Below are 19,187 nucleotides of genomic sequence, written 5' to 3' on the forward strand. Positions count from 1 at the left end.
TGAAAGGCATCATATTGAATTAAGTGAAATTGCTGAAATTAAAACAATTAATAACTTAAGTTTTAAAGATTTGTATACATTTGGGTTAACTGAAAGTGATCAAAGACTTAATTTTGAGTTAATTTTTCAAAAGTATGAATCTGAAATTAATGAAAAAACTAAAATTCTTATTGAGGATTGGCGCAATAACTTAGACTGTTTGTTGTATGTTTTTAAGTCTAAGTTAATGAGTATGATTAGAAATCCTTATTGCATTGAGAAAACTATTAATACTTTTTCATATGCTGCTGATCATTATCCTACTAATGGTGAACTTAAAGATTACTTTGATCAAATAAGTAGCTATTCAGTTCCTATAGAAGTTTTAAGTAAATTTTCAGTCACAGAAGAAAAATATAAAAAATGGTTGAAAATTTTATTTATCATGCTAACTCCAACATTTGGAGAAAGATGTATATTGGATGACTTTGCAGAAGGTTTTTTTGATTTCTCTAAATTTTTTCATTTAATTTATCTTTGTTCCTATGCTAATGAAATTTGTTTGCTTTCTGATCGTAGTTATGTTGACATCTCCTCTATTTTTGAAAATTCAAATGGAGTGACATTTGGTTTTAATTTGAGAAAGGATGCATTTATATATTTAAGTTTTTTCCCAAATGATGTCGATGTAATAATAAGAACTTTATTGAAAAACAATCCAAATATTAATGGTTTGGTACATAATGCGAAGTTTTTGGGCATCAAACAATTTCAATATAATTTAACTATTACTCGTATCAAAGACAATATTGATATGTTAAAAAGTTATAATAAACATGTTATATATCAATCATTTGATAGTGTTTATGGTGCTAGTAGTAAAATTAATAAATAGCTTTTATTTGAAAAAAATTGCCCCTTTTAAAGGGGCTTTTTAATTAGTGTAAATTATGGACACTTCAAAATATTTCCAACTCACAAGAAAAAAACTACCTAATACAAAGCCTAAAAGCAGACCACTTCCAAAAGCTAAACAATCCTATTTAGATACATTTGAAGATTTGGAACGTGCCTTACAAATATTAGAGATTAAGTACGAAAAGCTGTTCCAGTTCAAATCAACAAAGCACTGGCGTTATGACTTCCACCTTATTGAGGACAGGATCTTAATTGAGATTTCTGGTGGTCCTTGGTCTGGTGGCCGTAAGGGTAAATTGGCAAATAAAGCCTGGAGCCTGGATAAATACGATCAAGCCTGGGAAAAGGGTTACACCGTTGTAAGGATTGAATCATCAAGCCGATACAAGATTGATGAATCAGGACCAACGCAGATTGAAGCAAGCTACGCTGACCAGTGGCTTAAAAGTTTAAAGAGGCATAAATTCAATGAGCCAGATCAGACCATTTCCACCAACGGAATTGATGGATAAAGCAGACGAGGAAGAAGCAATTCGCTTAGCACCTGCACCAGATCTTATGGATTGGGTGGTAAAGAACTTTTTAACCATTGGTGGACCATTACATAATCCCGACCATGACCATATTGCTGAGCTCATCCACGACAGTGAAGAGTTCCTTGCATTTGCCTGGGCATCTTCTGCTTGCGTAGCCAAAAAGCGTATGGTGCTCGGCCAGTGCGAAAAGGTGATGTTTAACCAAGGCGGATGGCGTAAAGCTCGACAAGAGCAGCAGATGCGAGATTGGTTCGGTTATGTGCCGGTGTATCTCATTACGATTGATGCCAGTTTTTGCGAACAAGCTTCAGATCGGGATTTCTGTGCATTGATCGAACATGAGCTGTATCACATTGGTGTTGAGCGAGATCCTGAAGACGGCGAGCCAATCTATAGCGATATGACTGGGCTTCCGAAACATTATCTTGCTGGCCATGACGTTGAAGAGTTTGTGGGTGTCGTTAAACGCTGGGGAGCAAGCGAAGACGTGAAGCGACTTGTTGAAGTGGCGAAGCAATCGCCGTTTGTAAATGAAGTGAATATCTCCAGATGCTGTGGTACTTGCATAATCAGTTGAGCCATTTGGCTCATTTTTTTTGTCTATTTTGCTAGACGTAGCTAGACAAAGGTAGGGGTATGGCTGCATTAAAAGAACAAGTGAAAATTTATATTGTTCAAGCTCTTGCATGCATGGATACCCCTCAACAGGTTGCAGATGCTGTCAAGCAAGAATTTAACATTGAAATTGATCGTAAACAGGTACAACTTTACGACCCGACTAAAGCCGCTGGAAAAAATCTAAGTAAGAAATTCAAGATACTGTTCGAAAAGACACGAGAAGATTTCAGGAACAATGTTTTTGATATTCCACTGGCCAATAAGTCATTTCGTATTAATGAACTGCAAAAAATGTATGACACAACCAAGAACAAGGTCGTTAAGCAAAACATCATTAAGCAGGTGAAGGATGAAATGCATGGCCATTCAGCGCATTTGCTGGATCTTGAATTAAAGCAGCTTGAGATCGAAAAAATCAGAAATGGTGACGGCGAAGGTGCTGACGATCCAACACCAGTAAAAGTAACCATCCAGGTTGTAGATGCGAGTAAAAAAGATGCCGAATATCAATCCGACACTGAATGTACCTCAGGCTAATTTTTTACAGATGGAGAAGAAATTCCGGGCTTTTGTCGCCGGGTTTGGATCGGGGAAGACCTGGGTGGGCTGCTCAAGCTTATGTAATAAAGCCTGGGAGTTTCCTAAGGTTCCTTTAGGTTACTTTGCACCGACATATCCTCAGATTCGGGATATCTTCTTTCCCACAATTGATGAGGTTGCTTTCGACTGGGGACTTAAAACCAAGGTTTATGAAACCAACAAGGAAGTCGATATTTATTATGGTCGCCAGTATCGGACCACAATCATATGCCGATCTATGGAAAAGCCGGCAACTATTGTTGGTTTCAAGATTGGCCATGCGCTGATTGATGAGCTCGATGTAATGGCGATGCTGAAGGCACAGCAGTCGTGGCGTAAGATCATTGCACGTATGCGATATAAACAAGCGGGTTTGCTGAATGGTATTGATGTTGCCACCACACCTGAAGGTTTTAAGTTTACGTATGAGCAATTTGTAAAAGAAGCCAATTCTACACCAGCTAAACGGGCATTATATGGAATGATTCAGGCTTCCACCTATGACAATGAAGCCAATCTACCAGATGACTATATTTCATCGTTATATGAATCATATCCACCCCAGTTGATTTCAGCTTATCTGAAAGGGCAATTCGTTAACTTAACCAGTGGTGCTGTATATCCGGACTTTGACCGTGGGCTCAACCATACGGATGAGGAAATTACACCGAATGAACCTTTACTCATCGGGATGGACTTTAACGTACTGAAGATGGCCGCCGTGGTTTATGTCATTAGAGAGGGTAAGCCAAGAGCACTGGATGAATTGGTTGGAGTGAGAGACACACCGACCATGTGTTATCTGATCAAGGAGCGTTTTCCAGAGCATGACATCACTGTGATACCTGATGCCTCTGGACAAGCAACTTCATCCAAAGGTTTCAGTGAATCGGACCATGCAATACTGAAGAAGAACGGATTTAAGGTGGAAGTGAACGGCGTTAATCCTGGCATTAAAGACCGGATCAATGCGGTGAATTCCCAGATCCTCAATGCTGAAGGTGAGCGAAACCTTAAAGTAAACACCAATAAATGCCCAAATTTTACCGCGACTTTAGAGCAGCAGATTTATGACTCATTTGGAATGCCGGATAAAAGCGCCGGTCTGGATCACGTAGGTGATGCAGGTGGATACCCGCTGGCCAAGCGTTTTCCAATCATTATCCAAAAAGTATTTAAACGGCGTCGTATTGGCGGTATGTCTTATTAATCAACGCACCTTTACCGGTGCTTTTTTTATGGTGTTTTTATGGCAGTTACTGATAAACATCCGCAGTATATTGCTGCACAAAAAAGCTGGCAGATGATGCGCGATGCTGTTGCTGGTGAAGAGCAGATTAAGCAAGCCACAACGAAGTATCTCTCCAAATCTGCAGGCATGATCGAAGCAGAGAAGCAGGGAGATACTACAGGCGAGATCTATAAGGCATATGTGAACCGTGCTCAGTATCCATTATGGGTTCAGGATTCATTACGGACCATGATTGGCCTAGTCTCGAAACTTGAGCCAGATATCGTGATTGAGAGTTCTTTGCTTAAGGGGCTGATCAATAATGCGACCAATGATGGTTTTGGGCTTAAGCAGTTATTTATCCGGGTATGTGTTGAACTGCTGGAGTGTGGCCGCTGTGGTTTATTGGTGGACGTAGATGGCGACGGCGTACCTTATTTTGCAATGTATGACGCGCTATCAATCATTAACTGGAAGGAGAACAGTATTGGTGGACGTAAGGATTTAAAGCTGTTGGTGCTTGAGGAGCAGTTTGATAATAGCGAAGATGAGTTTGGCCACGATACTAAAACCGTGCATCGTGTTTTATCTATGCAAGACGGCGCTTTAACAGTTCGGTTATTTGACGGCGCTTTCCCTGAAGATAAAACACCAGATCTGGGTGGTAATCAGCTTTCCTTTACGCCCTTTGTATTCTGCGGTACCACAGACAACTCACCGCATGTCGGATCGGTACCACTATTAACGATGGCCAAAGCTGCACTGAAGTATTACCAGTTAAGTGCAGACTACTACCAGTCATTGCACCATACGGCGCACCCACAACCATGGATCAGCGGATTGGATGATGGAACTGATATCAGCGTGACTGGAGTAATGGCGGTCTGGGATTTACCAGGTGAAGCGGAATGTGGCTATCTTGAGATTTCAGGTGCTGGTATCGAGATGACCAAGAAGGAAATGGATGCCCAGAAAAACTCGGCGCTTGAAGCCGGTGCAAAGGTCATTGATACCAATAGCCAGGAATCTGGTGAAGCACGCCGTGCACGTCAGGATGATCAGCATGCCAGCTTGCATAGCATCGTGATGTGTGCTGCTGAAGCTATCGAGCAGGCCATTAAATATGCGGCTCAGTGGTTAAAGCTGGATCAGTCTAAATACGCATTTACGGTGAAGCCTGAGTTTATTGTTCAGCAATACGATATCAATCTGGCCAAGCAACTTTATGAAGGTGCACTGCAAGGTAAAAACTCATTCAGGACATATTGGGAATATATCGCTACGGGTAAATTGCCGTCACATGATTATCAGGATGAGTTGCTTCGCGTTGAAGAAGAGCGGGATAGTTTGCCGTTGTAAGGGGGCTAAATGGCTTCAAATGATCAAAAAAATCTGATTGAGGTCCTCACTCAGCACCAGGCTTATTTATATCGAGCATCATCCCAATCGGTGAATGAATTAACCAGGTTATTTAATTCTGAATCAGATGCGATGCTTTCAAAACTTCGGGATCTGCTGGATGAGTTGAACGATTCCGAGAAGGTGGCCTTAGCGGGTGGCCAATACACTACAAACAATCTTAAAGAGATACGAAATCTCATATCTCAATGGTTCGCCAGTTTAAGTACTTCCATTCCTGAAGTATTCGCCGTATCAGCTGCAGCTCTGGCTGTATATGAGGCGAATTACACTGCCAGGCTATACGGCGGGAAGATCAAAAAGCAGAACGGAAATAAGCTTTATTCTTCAGCCAAGAAAACGCCGTTAGTTGGTGGTGCTTTGGTTGATGAGTTACTTTCCAAAATTGCTATAAGTGCTCGGCAGAAAGTTGAATATGCAATTCGTGACGGGATCAGCAGCGGTAAGACTAATCAGGAAATCATCCAGCGGATCCGTGGTACCAAACGCCAGAATTATGATGATGGGCTTTTAAGTACCTCCAAAGCAGATATAGAGCGTACGGTGAGGACTGTCCGCAGCCATGTAGCCAATCAGGCCTATCATGAAAGTTTTATCCAGCTCGGTTTTAAATACGAAAGATTTATTGCCACCTTGGATGGGAGAACATCAAAGCTCTGTGCATCATTGGATGGCTCAGTTTGGGAGATCAACGATCCCGACAGACGTGTACCGCCACTTCACCCAAACTGCCGGAGTATTTTGGTACCTGTCGAAAAAGATGGCCTGTTAGTAGGTGAGCGTCCTTTTGTGATGGATGAACGTCGAATAAAGGACATACCTAAAGATGAACGTGAGCAGCTGATTGGTCAGATCGATGCCAACACAACTTTCAAAGAGTTTTTTAAGAAAACAGATGATTTCTTTCAAAATGAGTGGTTAGGCCCGAAACGCTACAAGCTCTACAAAGAGGGGAATTTTGATTTTGATAAGTTCTTTGATCCGGAGGGACAGCTTTACACATTGGACCAGCTCAAAAAGTTGGATGAACGAACATTTAAGGAGTTGGATTTATGAAACCAATAACGATGAGTGAGGCTCAATATATCCTGAGTACTAATTTAATTTTGGTGCCTTTTGTTCGAAAGAAGATACCCAGATACATGGCCATCTTAGAACTTAGCTTTAACCGTACTAAAGCAAATTATCCATATTGAATTTATTTTTAACCATAGCACCTTAGGGTGCTTTTTTATTGCCTTGAGATAAGGCTCAACTTAATCAAACGAGAGGTTTGAACATGTCATTGCCATTTATTGTGGATTCATTGGACCAGATCAAAGAAGAACATCGTGCTTTATATGTTGAGGAGAACGGGAAGTTCCGCCTTGACCTAGAAGGCTATGAAGATCCGAAGGGCTTGAAGTCTGCACTACAAAGCGAGCGTGATGCCGCTAAGACTGCACAACGCGAATTACAACGCCTGCAGAAACAATTTGAAGGCATCGATCCGGAAATTGTGAAAAAGGTATTTGCCCAACTCGACCAGGACGAAGAAGCCAAGCTGATCGCTGAAGGCAAGGTAAACGAAGTGATTCAAAAACGCACTGAGAAGATGCGTGAAGAGCATGCCCGTTTGCTCAATGCCGAAACTACACGAGCCAACAATGCTGAAGCTTATGCCAATAAGTTTAAGCAGTCGGTGGTGCAAGGCCAGATTGTCCAGGCTGCTGTTGAGCTTGAAGCATTACCAGAGGCGACTGCAGATATCGCATTTCTTGCCCAGTCTAAATTTGTATTAGACGAGGATGGCAAAGCGGTAGCGGTGGACGAAAGCGGTGAAGTGATTATTGGTAAAGATGGCAAGACACCATTGTCACCAAAAGAGTGGGTTGAATCCCTACGCGAGCAAAAGCCGTACTTCTGGCCAAAAGCAAACGGAACTGGTGCACCTGGTAGTTCCAATACAAAAGGTCAGGTCGACATCCTTAAAGCTGATGGCTCTGTGAATCTCACCAAACTTGCGCAATTACGAAATGAAAATCCGCAGCTGGCTAAAGAGCTTGCTGCAAAACACGGTATTAAACTTTAATTAAGGAGAAGGCCAAATGGCTGAAACAAAAATTGCTGATGTAATCGTTCCTGAACTATTTACTCCATACGTATTAAACAAAACTGCAGAGAAATCTGCATTATGGCAATCCGGCATTGTGGGTGATCCTGATGTTGAGATCGCTTTCGGTAGTAAAGGTGGTAGCACCGTTAACATGCCTTTCTGGAATGATTTAAGCGGTGAATCAGAAGTGCTGTCAGATTCAGAAGCACTCACTGTAAACAACATTACTTCAGGTCAGGATATCGCAATCCTTCATGCGCGTGGTAAAGCATGGGGAGCTAATGATCTGGCTAAAGCTTTATCCGGTGATGATCCATTGGGTGCAGTGGGTGATCTTGTCGCAGATTACTGGTCGCGAGAGTTCCAAGGCTTTACCGTTAATACCCTTAAAGGTGTGTTTGGTGCAGCCAGCATGAAAGAAAATGTGCATGACATCTCGGCAGGTGCTGGCGCAGCTGCAGTCATTGATGGCCATTCTTTCGTTGATGCTTCTTACAAGCTTGGTGATGCGGTCGATAAATTAACGGCGATCTCAATGCACTCAGCAACGATGGCGGCATTATCTAAACAAGGCCTGATTGAAACGGTCCGTGATGCTGACGGCGTATTGCTTTATAAAACCTTTATGGACCGCCGTGTCATTGTTGATGATGGTATGCCTGTGGATGGTGATGTATTCACGTCATTCCTGTTTGGCCAAGGTGCGATTGGCTTCCAGGATATCGGTGCACCGGTTGGTGTGGAAACAGACCGTGACAGCCTGGCCGGTACTGACATTTTGATTAACCGCCGTCACTTTGTATTGCATCCACGTGGCATCAAATGGGCGGGTGCTACCGGTATTGCACCGAATAATGCTGGTCTTGCCCAGGGCACAAACTGGGAGCGTGTATACGATCCTAAACAGATCCGGATCGTGGCATTCAAGCACAAGATCAAATAACGAAAAGGCGGGATATCCCGCTTTTATTATTTTTGCCTTTCGGTAATTACAGGAAGGCAGCCCAAAACCATATTTGGAGATCCTCACATGGGACTTTCATCATTTAACCGAGCACGGGAACGACAAATGACACAACAAAAAGTGAATGAACTTGAAGAGCAACTGGCTGGCGTAAAAGGCGAGTTTATTGCATTCAAAAATGATCCTGATGCAATGAAAGCGCGTATTGCAGAGCTGGAATCCGGTGCAGGTGATCAGAATCAAACGGGTGCAGGCGATAACCAACCTTTAAATGATCAACATACTGCAGGTGATAATCAGGAACAGGATAAGCCTATTGATTATTCAACCCTCAAGGTTGATGAAATCAAAGCTGTATTAACTGAAAAAGGCATTTCATTTGACGGCGTTACCCGTAAAGACGATTTGCTTGCACTCATTCCTCAAGAGTCAAAGGAATAATCCATGAGCTTTATCACTGAACAAGAAGCGATTGAACATGTACAAGGCTTTGATGCTTTATCTGCCAGTGATAAGGCTGATTATTTGCAAAAGGCAGAAGCCTATCTGATCGCCCGTAATTTGAAACCTTATGAAGATGTGACACAAGTGCCTAAGGCGCTAAAAACAGCCTCATACGAGATCATTAAAGGCATCATGAAGGGTGTGCTCTACCAAGGGCAGGAACAGGCCTTAAAACGTAAAAAGGTTAAGGCTGATTCGGTTGAGTCGGAAAAGGAGTACCAGGATGGATCAGTAAAGCTGAATGCTACTGAACAATACATTCTGGATCTGATTAAGCCATTCATTAAACGTTCTTCAGTATTCTTTATCCGGAGGATCTAATGGGCTTACGTGATGAACTGCAGGCAGATATCGCCGGGGCATTTAATGAAGATCTGGCAGATGCTGTTCAATCCTTTTCGTGTGAGCGGATCATCAAAAAAGATTGGGATCCTCTGACTGAAAGATTTAACGCAATCAGACAGTTTTACCAAGGTCGTGGTGTGCTGTTTGGTTCATACAATCAATACGAGATCCAGACGCTCGGTGTCTTGGCCACCGATAAAAAGGCGGTTGTTCTGCAGAATGAAGTAACCATGGCACCGCAAATTGATGATGAGTGGTTTACACCCCTGGGCAATTTTCGAGTCATGCATATTCAGCAGGATCCAGCTGAAACAATCTGGAAATGTCAGTTGAGAAAGGTGTAAGTATTTGCTTTGACTATGGAAAGTGAGATATAACCCCACTACAAATATAAAAGGAGTATGTAATGGGGTATATCATTAAATTAATTGATTCTAATAATTATCTGGTTCCTAGCGAAGATGGTTGGCTTACAACAACAAGCTCAAGAGACGAAGCGGTTAAATATGGTGTTATAAATAGTTTTGAAGAGGCCGATGAAACTGTTCAAAACTATAGCAATGGGATGAGAAGGGGTGTTGATTATGTTATTGAGTCTTCTAAGCGCAGCAAGTACAACATAATACAAATCACTTTACCCTTAGAAAAAGCACCAAATTTAAAAGGCATTGAAAAGTTTATTAAAGATGGCAAGGCTACAGTTTTTCTCACAAATACAACTTCTTCAGTTGATGCTTTGAATGGGATTACTCGATTCGGATTAACAACTGGAAATAATGCATTTATGTTGCCTGAAAGCTCGATGGAAAAATTTAATCCATTGATAACTGAATACTTAAATGAGAGATTTGGGAATGATTGGAAAATCGACCTCCTCTCAGTCTAGTGACTAAACCACCAAAAGGTGGTTTTTTTATAGGTGAAAAATGACTTGGAAAGGAAAAAAACCAACTGAATTCGCCGTGCAGATCGTCAGCGATTCAGAAGCGCATGTAAAAAATATTGTGATGGATACGGTTCAGTCCTTGGTTAATACCAGCCCAGTCGACACAGGTGCATACCGTGCTTCACACATTGTTTCTATCGGATCTTCTGATATGGGTGTCCGTGGACCTGAGGTAAATGCCAATCAGGATGCTGCAGTCCAGGCGGTTAAAATCAAGCTGGGAAACTTGGTTTACATCCAGAACAACCTTCCATATGCAGAACGCTTAGAGAATGGATGGTCGCAGCAGGCTGGCCAAGGTATTTATGGCATCACATTTAACTTTATTTCCCAAAAGTATGGTGGCTGACATGGCAATGACATTAGAGCAGGCGAGACAAGCCATTATTGGACGCATGCAGGGCTTCACTGGCATCGATCAAGCGCGGATCCAGTATCCGAATGCACCAGAATTTAAAGTGCCTAAAAATGGCCTTTGGTGTCGTTTAACGATTGCAGGTGGATCAAGCTTTATTTCGGGTATAGCTGATAAGCCTTGTACACGGCGAACCGGTAATATCATGATTCAATGCTTCGATCGACTCCATACTGGAGAGAAAGCGATTACCGAGCTCAGCGATGCATTACTGGCTCATTTCGAGTATTTCAATATTGAGCATCTGGAATGTCTGCAGGGGCAAGCCATCAATGCAGGCAAGGATAGCGATTTCATCCAGTACAACGTAACGATCGGCTATAAAGTAAATTGAGCAAAACAGAATAAGATTTATTGAATGGTCGCCTAAGGGCGATTTTTTATTTTGACTACCACCTCATCGGTGGTTTTTTTATGTCTATAGGAATCACTTATGAGCAATTTTGTTTTTAAGCGCGGTGACACCTTTAACCTGAATTTGCAGCTTGTCGATACAGATGAGACTCTGCAATTCCCGCCTGATGATGTGCGCCGTGCGATTAACCTGACCGGTTATGCTTTTACTTCTCAGGTTAAGGCTTTGGATACCGGTGCTGCCGTGGCAACTTTAACCTGTGCTGCATTAAATCAGGCTACACAGAAAGGCTGGTTGAATGTGAAGTCGGGAGCCAGTACTGCAGCATGGCCACTGGGACTGGTCCAGATGGATCTTAAGGCCGTGGTGAACGGTGTAACCCAACATTCTGAAACTTTGACGTTTCAGGTCATTGAGGGAGTGACAGCATAATGGCCAATCTTGTCTTTAAATTTAACTGGGAGCATCGTCCATATCCCTATAATGCTGCCCAAGGTAAACAGCAGTTTATGTTGCCATTTGCCTCAGGCATTCCAAATTTGACACCTGACTGGACGCAGGTGACTGGGCTGGGTAATGCTGCACAAGGCACATTAACAGCTTCAAGAGAAGATGCCACTACAGGTCGGGTTTTAAAGGTTGGGGATTTCGGAATCGGCGATAACAACCCAGTGGTAGTTTCAACTCCACCATTGAGCGTAGGTGAAGTTACAAGTTTATGTAGACGCGCAACAGGTGATAACTCGGCAGCACATGGTCTTCCTGCAGGTACGTTTGCAATGAGCACATTTAGTACAAGTGTTGCTAATGGCTATGCCATGTTTTATCCGATGAATGTGCGGCATGATATTTATTGTGGTTGTCTAACATTGAATAACGGAAGTGCAACAGTTCAACGCTTCTTCAAAATTCTAAGTACAGCCAGTACCACAGTTGATGCCAATGGTTTCATTAAGGCAGCCTCACCAATTGTAAAGCTCTATGCCAACTCGATCGAGTTGAATGAAGATGCGAAGGAACAGCCAATCACATTTGAGCGTGTAGGGACTGGTGATTATCTGCTTAAAGGATCCTTGGGTTTAGCGCAGGAAGGCTGGTACATCGAGATCCCTAAAGATGCCAATGGTAATACTGTCGTCGCAGTACTCTATGAAACACTAGAGAACGGCGATATCTCGATTAAAACCTACAAGCGCAAGTTTGACTTCGAGATTGCTGCAGTCGTGGCTGACCTGGACAATCCTCTCGATATACCTGCAGGTCGCTGGATTGATGTCCGCTTACATGAAGAGCCTATCTCGGAAGAGCAGTTACTTAATGAAATGGGTGATGCCATTTCTGAAACGCCTGTGGAGTTCCAGCCAACCAATCTGGCTCAGGCCGTGGCAGCTGCCATGGACGGTGTAGAGCCACCAGAAATCCAGGACGAACCGTCAAACGAATCACTTTAATAGCCCGCGAAAGCGGGTTTTTTAATGCCTAAAATTTGGAGAACAATAAATGAGTTCAGGCGCAAAAATCCGGTTATATGCTTGTGAAGAGGCAGTGCTCGGTACTACTCCAGCAAATCCGGTCTGGTACACCGTTCGCCGTGTAACCGATGGATTATCAGAAAACGTATCTACCGAACAAAGCAATGAAGTCGTTGATTCACGTTTCCGTCAGGGTGCTTCGGTAACTGAAGCTGAAGTCACTGGCCAGCTGGAATTTGAATTATCACTTGGTACCTTTGACTTATTCCTGAGTGTGCTGGCCTTTAATAATTGGGCGGCAAATTCGTTAAGCTTTGGCGGCGGTATCCGTAAATCGCTGACCTTGGTTAAAGTCTATGAAGATGTTGGCCAGGTGTTCATCTATCGTGGTGTACAGGTCAATACCGGTGAAATCACGATTCAAACTACAGGAAAGATTACAGGCAACTTTGGTCTGGTCGGTAGTTCATTCACTCGTCAGCAAGTGAATCCAGTAACCAATCCGGTACCAGCTTCAAGTCGTCCGGTTGTCAGCATGCCAAATGTTGAAAAGTTACTGATTAATGGTCAGTCGATCCAAGGTAAAGCTTGTCTGCAGTCACTCACCATTAACTTTAATAACAACCTGGAGGCGATCCGCTGTATTGGATCTGGCAAATACACTCCAGAGTTCTACTTAGAGAAGATGATGGATATCGGCGTAAACGGTAATTTCATGTTCTCGGCGACATCAGCTGCCTGGATTGATGCGATTAAAACTCGTGATGTGTTCACACTGGTTTTTGATATCACGGACAACAAAGGCAGTAAGTACTCACTTAATTTCCCGCAGCTGGAAGTCATGGAAGCCAATCACCCTGATGGCGGTGGTGATGACATCATCACTGTAGACATCAACTTTGCCCAAGTGCGTACCAGCCCAACCATTGTACGTGCACTGGTGTAGTGAGCGGGTATAACGTAATTATTTATTAAATCATAACCAAAGCCTATGCAGTGTCATGGGCTTTTTTATTGCTTAAATTTTAGAGGTCGTTATGGCGTTAAAAGTCGGTATTGTACAAAGTTCAGAAGCATCTAAGTGGTGCCAGTTCAAGAACGATAAAGGTGAGGTTCAGGCCGAATTCAAGATCCGTGGAATTGCCTATAAACCGTTTCAGGTCGCAATTGAACGGGCCGGTAATCAGATTACATCAAAAGGCTATGACGTGATGGCTACAGATCCAGCTGACAAGCTCTATCATGAGCTGCTTATGGATGCATGTGCAGCGCATCTGGTTGAGGACTGGAAGGGTGTAGTGTTTGCAGAAGTGGTTGATGGTAAGACAGTAGAGACTGACATGCCATACACAGCAGAGAATGCTTCAAAGCTTTTTAACCTGGGTGATATCGGTGTTGCCATCTGGTTATTCGTTAAAACTGAAGCTCAGAAGATCCAGGAGAATGCGGATAAGGACAAGGCAGTTATCCTGGGAAAGTCATTGAACTCTACAAATACCAGAAAACGTACGCATCGAAATCGCCGCACGAAATCGAACAAATCAAGTTCTTAGGTGGCCATATTCCTGAGCCACCGGAATCATCTTATGCTGCTGAATCAATTCTCTTAGCCTTCAGCACAATTTGTAGATCCAGACGATATGAGCAGGGTATGCCGTTATCAATAGACCAGCAGGCCATTAATGTTTATGCCGAGCATAATGATCTGCCTGTTGGTCCACATATCTTTAACGACTGCATCTTTGCGCTGGATGATCTGTTTCTGGAAGAGGCCTATAAAAAGGTGAAGGCTAAAACTGCAAATACTCAAACAAGATAATGTGATGACCACCTAAGGGTGGTTATTTATTATATGAGCTGTTAAATTCCCCTCATTGATATTAATGGGTAGTTTAATGAAAAAAATACTTTTTTGTTTATTAATGGGCTTTTCTGGAATTTTGTTTGCAGACGATCATTCATTAAAGCTTAAATATTGTGAGTCTATCTCAGATTATGCAAAAAGCATTATGTACAAGAGACAACATGGTGGACAAGCTTTAGATTCAATTAAGTTAATTGAGAGTAATGTAAAGAATCCGGCAATTAGAGGATTGTATCTGTCAATTATAAAAGATGCTTATAAAAGCCCTCTATGGAATAGTGAAGAAAAAAAGAAAGAAGCAGAAACAGAATTTGCAAATGAAGCTTTAATGGTCTGCCTTGACACATTTAAAGATTAAGTTAATTAAAAATATATAACCCTGCAATGCGGGGTTTTTTTATATCAGATTTATGGCCGCCTTTAAGGCGGTTTTTTTATGGCCTAAAGGAAAGTAACTATGACGCAAGAATCCCGCTTAGTCATCGTAATTGACTCACAAAACGCTGAACGCAATGCCAAAGCCTTGGCTGATGAAATGTCTAGAATTACTGAGCGTGGCGATTCAGCATCACAATCTACAAAGGACATGGGTAAACAGTTTTCTGTGACCAATAACATTGTCCAGAACTTTAATACCACGGTAAACAATGCCAACACATCCGTACAAAAAACGGTTGAAGTCACCAAGCAGGCAACTCAGCAGAACCAAAAGTTTTCACAGGAAATTAAAAATACTTCGCAGGAACTGGATAAACAGGAAAAGTCGATTCATTCCTATGGGACATCGATTAAAGCCTTGGCCAGTTTTATGGTGGGTCTGGTTACTGTAAATGAAGCAATTGCCAGAGCTGATGGTGCAACTCAGATGGCAGCACGTATTCGTAATGCAACAGATAGTGCTGCTGAGTTTGATCTTGTTCAGGAGCGTCTATATGCGTCTACAAAAAGCACTTACCGTGCCTTAGGTGAAGCGCAGGAAGTCTATTTAGGCTTGGCTGGTGGGATGAAAGCCTTAGGTTACGCCACCAATGATACCTTGGATGTGTCTGACTCACTTTCCTTTTCATTTACGGCAAATGCTGCACGTGCTGATCAGGCGCAATCAGCAATTGATGCATTTTCTAAATCTATGGCCAAAGGCAAAATTGATGCTGATGCCTGGATCTCGATTGTTACCGCTGCCGATAACATTATTGCAGATATGGCTAAAACCACAGGCAAGACAGAGGTTCAAATTCGTGAGCTAGGCGCGACCGGTAAAATCTCTTTAGAAGATCTGATCAAGACACTTAAAGCTACCAGAGATTCAAATCAAGAATTAGCTGATGCAATGGAAAATAGTCTGGCAGATGGTGTGACTACATTGTCAAATGCCGTGACCAAGTTACTTGGTGAAATCAATCAGAGCACAGGTGCAACTAATACTGCAGCAGCAGGCTTGGGATTATTAGCCGATAATATTGATATTGTAATGAATGCAGCGGCGGCAGGCGGTCTTGCTTATTTAACCAAGACAATTATTGCCAAAACTGTTGCCACCGATACCGGGATTATCTCAACCATCCGCAGTCGTCAGGCATCTGTTGCAAATGCTCAGGCTGAGGTTGCAGAAGCAACAGCAACACTTAATGCGGCTAAAGCACATCTTGCAAATGTTCAAGCGACAAATGCAGCGGCACAGGCTAAATACGGCGCTACGGTAGCGGCAACACGTTATGCACAAGCTCAAGCAGCGGTCACTGCTGCTACGAATGCACAAACAGCAGCGCAAGGACGTCTTGCAGCTGCATCTATCAATGTAGGAAGATTGGCTAGTGGAGCGTTTGCCTTAATTGGTGGACCAATAGGTGCAATTACCTTGGGCGTGGCCGGTTTGACTGCCGCTTACTCTTATTTCAATGGTAAGGCAGAGGAGGCAACGGCAAAGTTAAAAGAGCAGGCTGAGGCTGCAAAGTTAACTAAAGATGAAATCAAGGCGCTGAGTGAGGAGCAACGTAAAGAGAAGCTAGCTGATCTCGCTGCAACATTGGATGATCAAAACAAGAAGTTGAAGCAACAAGAGCAGGCGGTCGCATCAGCATTAATTGCCATTCAAAACTATGCAGTAGGTAATGTAAAAGTTACCGATATCTCAAATAAGGCTCGACTTGGTACCATTTCATATACTGAAGCGATAGAGCAACTGAAGGATCAGAAAATTCCTTCTGATCTCAGGGATGCATTACTTAAGCAAGTCAAAGCCTATGATGCGGCGGCTGAGGCTGCAAACAAAACCAAAAAAACCTATAGTTTATTTGGGATTGAAGTATCACTTGCAGGGAATAAGGCTGAGAATGCGATTGTCGGTCTTGATAAAAATACCAAGTCGTTAACTGAAAATGAAAAGGCTGCTTTGGCTGCAAAAGAGGCTCAAAAGAAATATGCAGACTCATTATTTGATCGTGAATTTGATGCACGTTTAACCAAGAATTTACTCGCCAAAAACTATACAGCGGATCAAGTAAAGCAAATGGTAGACACTGCGAATTGGGCGCGAAAAAATGGTGTGAAAATTACCAATGAATTATACCAAGCTGGTTTAGAAATTCTTTCCATGGAGCAAGAGAATACGAAAGTTATTGAGGCCAAAAATAAAGCTTTAAAGGATTCTACGAATGAGTTAACTAAGCAGGAAAAAGTCAGTAAACGTCTAGTCGGGATCTCTGGTAATTCTGGAATTGGTACCGGTGCTCATCTTGATGTTCGGTATGGTGGTTCGTTGTCTGGCCAGAAAGTCAGTAATGAGCATTTGGCCCGCTTAAAGGCGGCTGATAAACCTTTATCCTCATATCGGATCAGTTCCAATTATGGACCAAGAAAAGCCCCTACTGCAGGGGCTTCTTCATTTCATAAGGGGATTGATTTTGCAATGCCAGTTGGTACACCAATCACTACGAATGTCGCCGTTAAAGATGTACAGACTGCCTATGATCCGAAAGGCGGTGGGTATTACAGCACCGTGACTTTTGAGGATGGTGTGGTTTTAAAACTGCTTCACCAGTCTCCAAAAATGCAAGGCAAGGTTAAAGGCGGTGCAAGCAAGGGCAGTGATAAAGCGGGAGTTGATATTCAGTCTCAAATAGAGAAACAAATGGATGCTCAACGTGCACTGGAAAATGAGGTGGCCAGTGAAGTCCAACGAATTAAAAGTAATTTGACTGTTCGCTTGGAGGATGTAGACAAGGCAGGCTTTTCACCAGAACGCTCTGCTGAAATCAAGGCAGAGTTAAATCGTCGCGCCGATAATGATATCGCTATCGCGAAACAAGCCCTTAGAACGAAATTGGAGGACTATAAGGAGTTCCAAAAAACTGAAGCTGAGTTACTGGAAGAAAGCTTTGCCCGTAAAAAATTCAATGCTGCCCATGATATTGAACTCAGTAAGGCTGAACAGAAACAGGCTGTTGAATTGCTGGAGCAACAATATCAGCAAGAGCTAGGGTTGATGCAACTGGCCCAAGAACAGCGACTGTTCCAGGCTAAATTAGTCTTGATGTCTGAAACTGAAGCAATGCAGGAACGGTATCGATTAGAACGGGAGGAGATTCTAAAAAATACCAAGCTGAGCATTGAAGAGCGCCAAAAACTGATTACGTTCTCCAAAGCCAATCAGGAAAAGGAGATGCGTGACAAGATAACCGGTGCTGTTCAGAACTGGGGAAGTATTCAGGCTGATATGAATGGTACCAGCGATTTCTATAGACAGGATCAAGACCGGTTTAGCCGTCTTGGTGCAGCTCAGGATCTGTTTGATAGCAAATCTACAGCGGTTGACTACAACGAGCAGAGTGGTATTGAAGATATCAACTCCAAACTCCAGGCCGGTCTTTTAACACAGCAAGATTTTGAGGATCAGAAAACAGCGATCATGCAAGCCGCTCTTGAGCAACGCAATATCATCTATGATGAATATGCTCAAAATGCCCAAGAGATTGAAGACAAGTACCAACAAGATAGATTGAATGCACAAATTGCTCTCGGTGGGCAAATGATTGGTTCAGTAACATCGATGTTTGGATCTATGTTCGGTGAGCAATCCAAGGCCTATAAAATCATGTTTGCTGCAGATAAAGCCTATGCAATTGCAGCAGCCGGTATTGCGATTCAACAGAATATTGCTCAGGCTGCCAAGGTTGGTTTCCCTCAAAACTTGCCATTAATTGCAGGGGCGATTGCGCAAGGTGCCAGCATTATCAGCAATATCCGTGCAATTAAGGACCAAGGCTTTGCTGAGGGTGGTTATACGGGTAAAGGTGGTAAATACGAGGTTGCCGGATCTGTTCATAAAGGCGAGATCGTATGGTCGCAGGATGATATTAAACGCTGGGGCGGTGTCAATTTAGTTGAGAGTATGCGTAAGAGTGCGAATCCTGAAGCATTTCTCAAAAACAGCTCGGCTGAAAATATTATGCGCCGTGCACTGATGAGCTCAAATGCCTTTATGGAAAGCCAGAAGAAATCAAACATCTTCAATCAATCCGGAGATGGCCAGATTATCTATAAGGCGAATCAGACTGCAGATAATCCAAAGATCTCTACCGGTACGGACCTGTACCATGATGGCAAAGTGTATTTCTCCCCGAATGGTCTGGTTCAGGATCGATCTAATCTTGAGGATGTCCATGATTTCACTTTGGGCAGATCTGCACGGCCACAGGCTGAGGCGATAGCTTCAGTTCAACCAACTGCACCTACGATCAATTTTAAAATTGAAGTGGTGAACCAGGTGAAAGGGGTAGCGGTTGAAGCAGAGCAACTGGATGAGAATACTGTTCGATTGATTGTAAAAGATGAATTGGATAGGACGCTTCCACGTGAGGTGCCGAAGATTGTGAGTGATCAAATCAAGGAACCTAACTCGCCGATCAGTCGAGCCATTTCAACTAACACGACTGCACGGCGTAATCG

Annotated in this window: 22 protein-coding genes; all 22 read left to right on the plus strand. The window is 42.9% G+C overall.

What is annotated here, in order from left to right:
- Positions 1-232: 232 nt before the first annotated feature.
- The gene (locus A9Z07_RS06835) at positions 233-874 is read left to right on the plus strand and encodes a hypothetical protein (RefSeq protein WP_139126635.1); all 642 of its coding nucleotides are present in this window, start codon (positions 233-235) and stop codon (positions 872-874) included.
- 55 nt (positions 875-929) lie between these two features.
- On the plus strand, positions 930-1,409 hold the full coding sequence (locus A9Z07_RS06840; RefSeq protein ID WP_069577747.1) for a hypothetical protein: 480 nt from the start codon (positions 930-932) through the stop codon (positions 1,407-1,409).
- Positions 1,366-2,010, plus strand: coding sequence for a putative metallopeptidase (locus tag A9Z07_RS06845; RefSeq protein WP_069577748.1), 645 nt, complete (start codon positions 1,366-1,368; stop codon positions 2,008-2,010). Before A9Z07_RS06840 ends, A9Z07_RS06845 begins: the two co-directional genes overlap by 44 nt.
- A 59-nt stretch (positions 2,011-2,069) precedes the next feature.
- Entirely contained in the window at positions 2,070-2,588 is a 519-nt protein-coding gene (locus A9Z07_RS06850) for a DUF2280 domain-containing protein (protein ID WP_069577749.1), read from the plus strand.
- A complete protein-coding gene (locus A9Z07_RS06855; RefSeq protein ID WP_069577750.1) occupies positions 2,548-3,840 on the plus strand; it encodes a terminase large subunit domain-containing protein in 1,293 nt (430 codons plus the stop codon). The genes A9Z07_RS06850 and A9Z07_RS06855 overlap by 41 nt, the downstream gene beginning before the upstream one ends.
- 39 nt (positions 3,841-3,879) lie before the next feature.
- Positions 3,880-5,220 (plus strand): DUF4055 domain-containing protein, encoded by a 1,341-nt coding sequence (locus A9Z07_RS06860; protein ID WP_069577751.1) that lies wholly within the window; start codon positions 3,880-3,882, stop codon positions 5,218-5,220.
- A 9-nt stretch (positions 5,221-5,229) separates the two neighbouring features.
- Positions 5,230-6,336 carry a minor capsid protein gene (locus A9Z07_RS06865; protein ID WP_069577752.1) on the plus strand — a complete coding sequence of 369 codons (1,107 nt, stop codon included), beginning with the start codon at positions 5,230-5,232 and terminating at the stop codon, positions 6,334-6,336.
- 223 nt (positions 6,337-6,559) lie between these two features.
- Complete coding sequence (locus A9Z07_RS06870) at positions 6,560-7,351, plus strand: hypothetical protein (protein ID WP_069577753.1); 792 nt, start codon at positions 6,560-6,562, stop codon at positions 7,349-7,351.
- 16 nt (positions 7,352-7,367) lie between these two features.
- Positions 7,368-8,318, plus strand: a complete 951-nt coding sequence (locus A9Z07_RS06875) for a major capsid protein (RefSeq protein WP_069577754.1) — start codon at positions 7,368-7,370, stop codon at positions 8,316-8,318.
- A gap of 87 nt (positions 8,319-8,405) precedes the next feature.
- Positions 8,406-8,780, plus strand: a complete 375-nt coding sequence (locus tag A9Z07_RS06880) for a HeH/LEM domain-containing protein (RefSeq protein ID WP_069577755.1) — start codon at positions 8,406-8,408, stop codon at positions 8,778-8,780.
- Between the two features lie 3 nt (positions 8,781-8,783).
- Positions 8,784-9,164 (plus strand): hypothetical protein, encoded by a 381-nt coding sequence (locus A9Z07_RS06885; protein ID WP_069577756.1) that lies wholly within the window; start codon positions 8,784-8,786, stop codon positions 9,162-9,164.
- Positions 9,164-9,532: a glutamate 5-kinase gene (locus A9Z07_RS06890; protein WP_069577757.1), complete on the plus strand. Its 369-nt coding sequence runs from the start codon at positions 9,164-9,166 to the stop codon at positions 9,530-9,532. The genes A9Z07_RS06885 and A9Z07_RS06890 overlap by 1 nt, the downstream gene beginning before the upstream one ends.
- 62 nt (positions 9,533-9,594) lie before the next feature.
- Positions 9,595-10,074 (plus strand): hypothetical protein, encoded by a 480-nt coding sequence (locus A9Z07_RS17945; RefSeq protein ID WP_081406414.1) that lies wholly within the window; start codon positions 9,595-9,597, stop codon positions 10,072-10,074.
- Between the two features lie 40 nt (positions 10,075-10,114).
- Positions 10,115-10,483: a hypothetical protein gene (locus A9Z07_RS06900; protein ID WP_069577758.1), complete on the plus strand. Its 369-nt coding sequence runs from the start codon at positions 10,115-10,117 to the stop codon at positions 10,481-10,483.
- 1 nt (position 10,484) lies between these two features.
- A complete protein-coding gene (locus tag A9Z07_RS06905) occupies positions 10,485-10,883 on the plus strand; it encodes a phage tail terminator-like protein (RefSeq protein ID WP_069577759.1) in 399 nt (132 codons plus the stop codon).
- Between the two features lie 99 nt (positions 10,884-10,982).
- The gene (locus tag A9Z07_RS06910) at positions 10,983-11,336 is read left to right on the plus strand and encodes a hypothetical protein (RefSeq protein ID WP_069577760.1); all 354 of its coding nucleotides are present in this window, start codon (positions 10,983-10,985) and stop codon (positions 11,334-11,336) included.
- Entirely contained in the window at positions 11,336-12,355 is a 1,020-nt protein-coding gene (locus tag A9Z07_RS06915; RefSeq protein WP_069577761.1) for a phage tail protein, read from the plus strand. The genes A9Z07_RS06910 and A9Z07_RS06915 overlap by 1 nt, the downstream gene beginning before the upstream one ends.
- Before the next feature lie 49 nt (positions 12,356-12,404).
- The gene (locus tag A9Z07_RS06920) at positions 12,405-13,322 is read left to right on the plus strand and encodes a phage tail tube protein (protein ID WP_069577762.1); all 918 of its coding nucleotides are present in this window, start codon (positions 12,405-12,407) and stop codon (positions 13,320-13,322) included.
- Positions 13,323-13,413: 91 nt separating this feature from the next.
- The gene (locus A9Z07_RS06925) at positions 13,414-13,929 is read left to right on the plus strand and encodes a hypothetical protein (protein ID WP_069577763.1); all 516 of its coding nucleotides are present in this window, start codon (positions 13,414-13,416) and stop codon (positions 13,927-13,929) included.
- A 98-nt stretch (positions 13,930-14,027) separates the two neighbouring features.
- Entirely contained in the window at positions 14,028-14,195 is a 168-nt protein-coding gene (locus A9Z07_RS18030; protein WP_005231588.1) for a hypothetical protein, read from the plus strand.
- A 76-nt stretch (positions 14,196-14,271) separates the two neighbouring features.
- Positions 14,272-14,598 carry a hypothetical protein gene (locus tag A9Z07_RS06930; protein ID WP_227516936.1) on the plus strand — a complete coding sequence of 109 codons (327 nt, stop codon included), beginning with the start codon at positions 14,272-14,274 and terminating at the stop codon, positions 14,596-14,598.
- Between the two features lie 99 nt (positions 14,599-14,697).
- Positions 14,698-19,187, plus strand: a 4,490-nt coding sequence (locus A9Z07_RS06935; protein WP_069577764.1) for a tape measure protein, incomplete at its 3' end; no start/stop codon positions are given.

The sequence above is a fragment of the Acinetobacter sp. YK3 genome (assembly GCF_001729365.1).
GTDB classification, from domain to species: domain Bacteria; phylum Pseudomonadota; class Gammaproteobacteria; order Pseudomonadales; family Moraxellaceae; genus Acinetobacter; species Acinetobacter vivianii.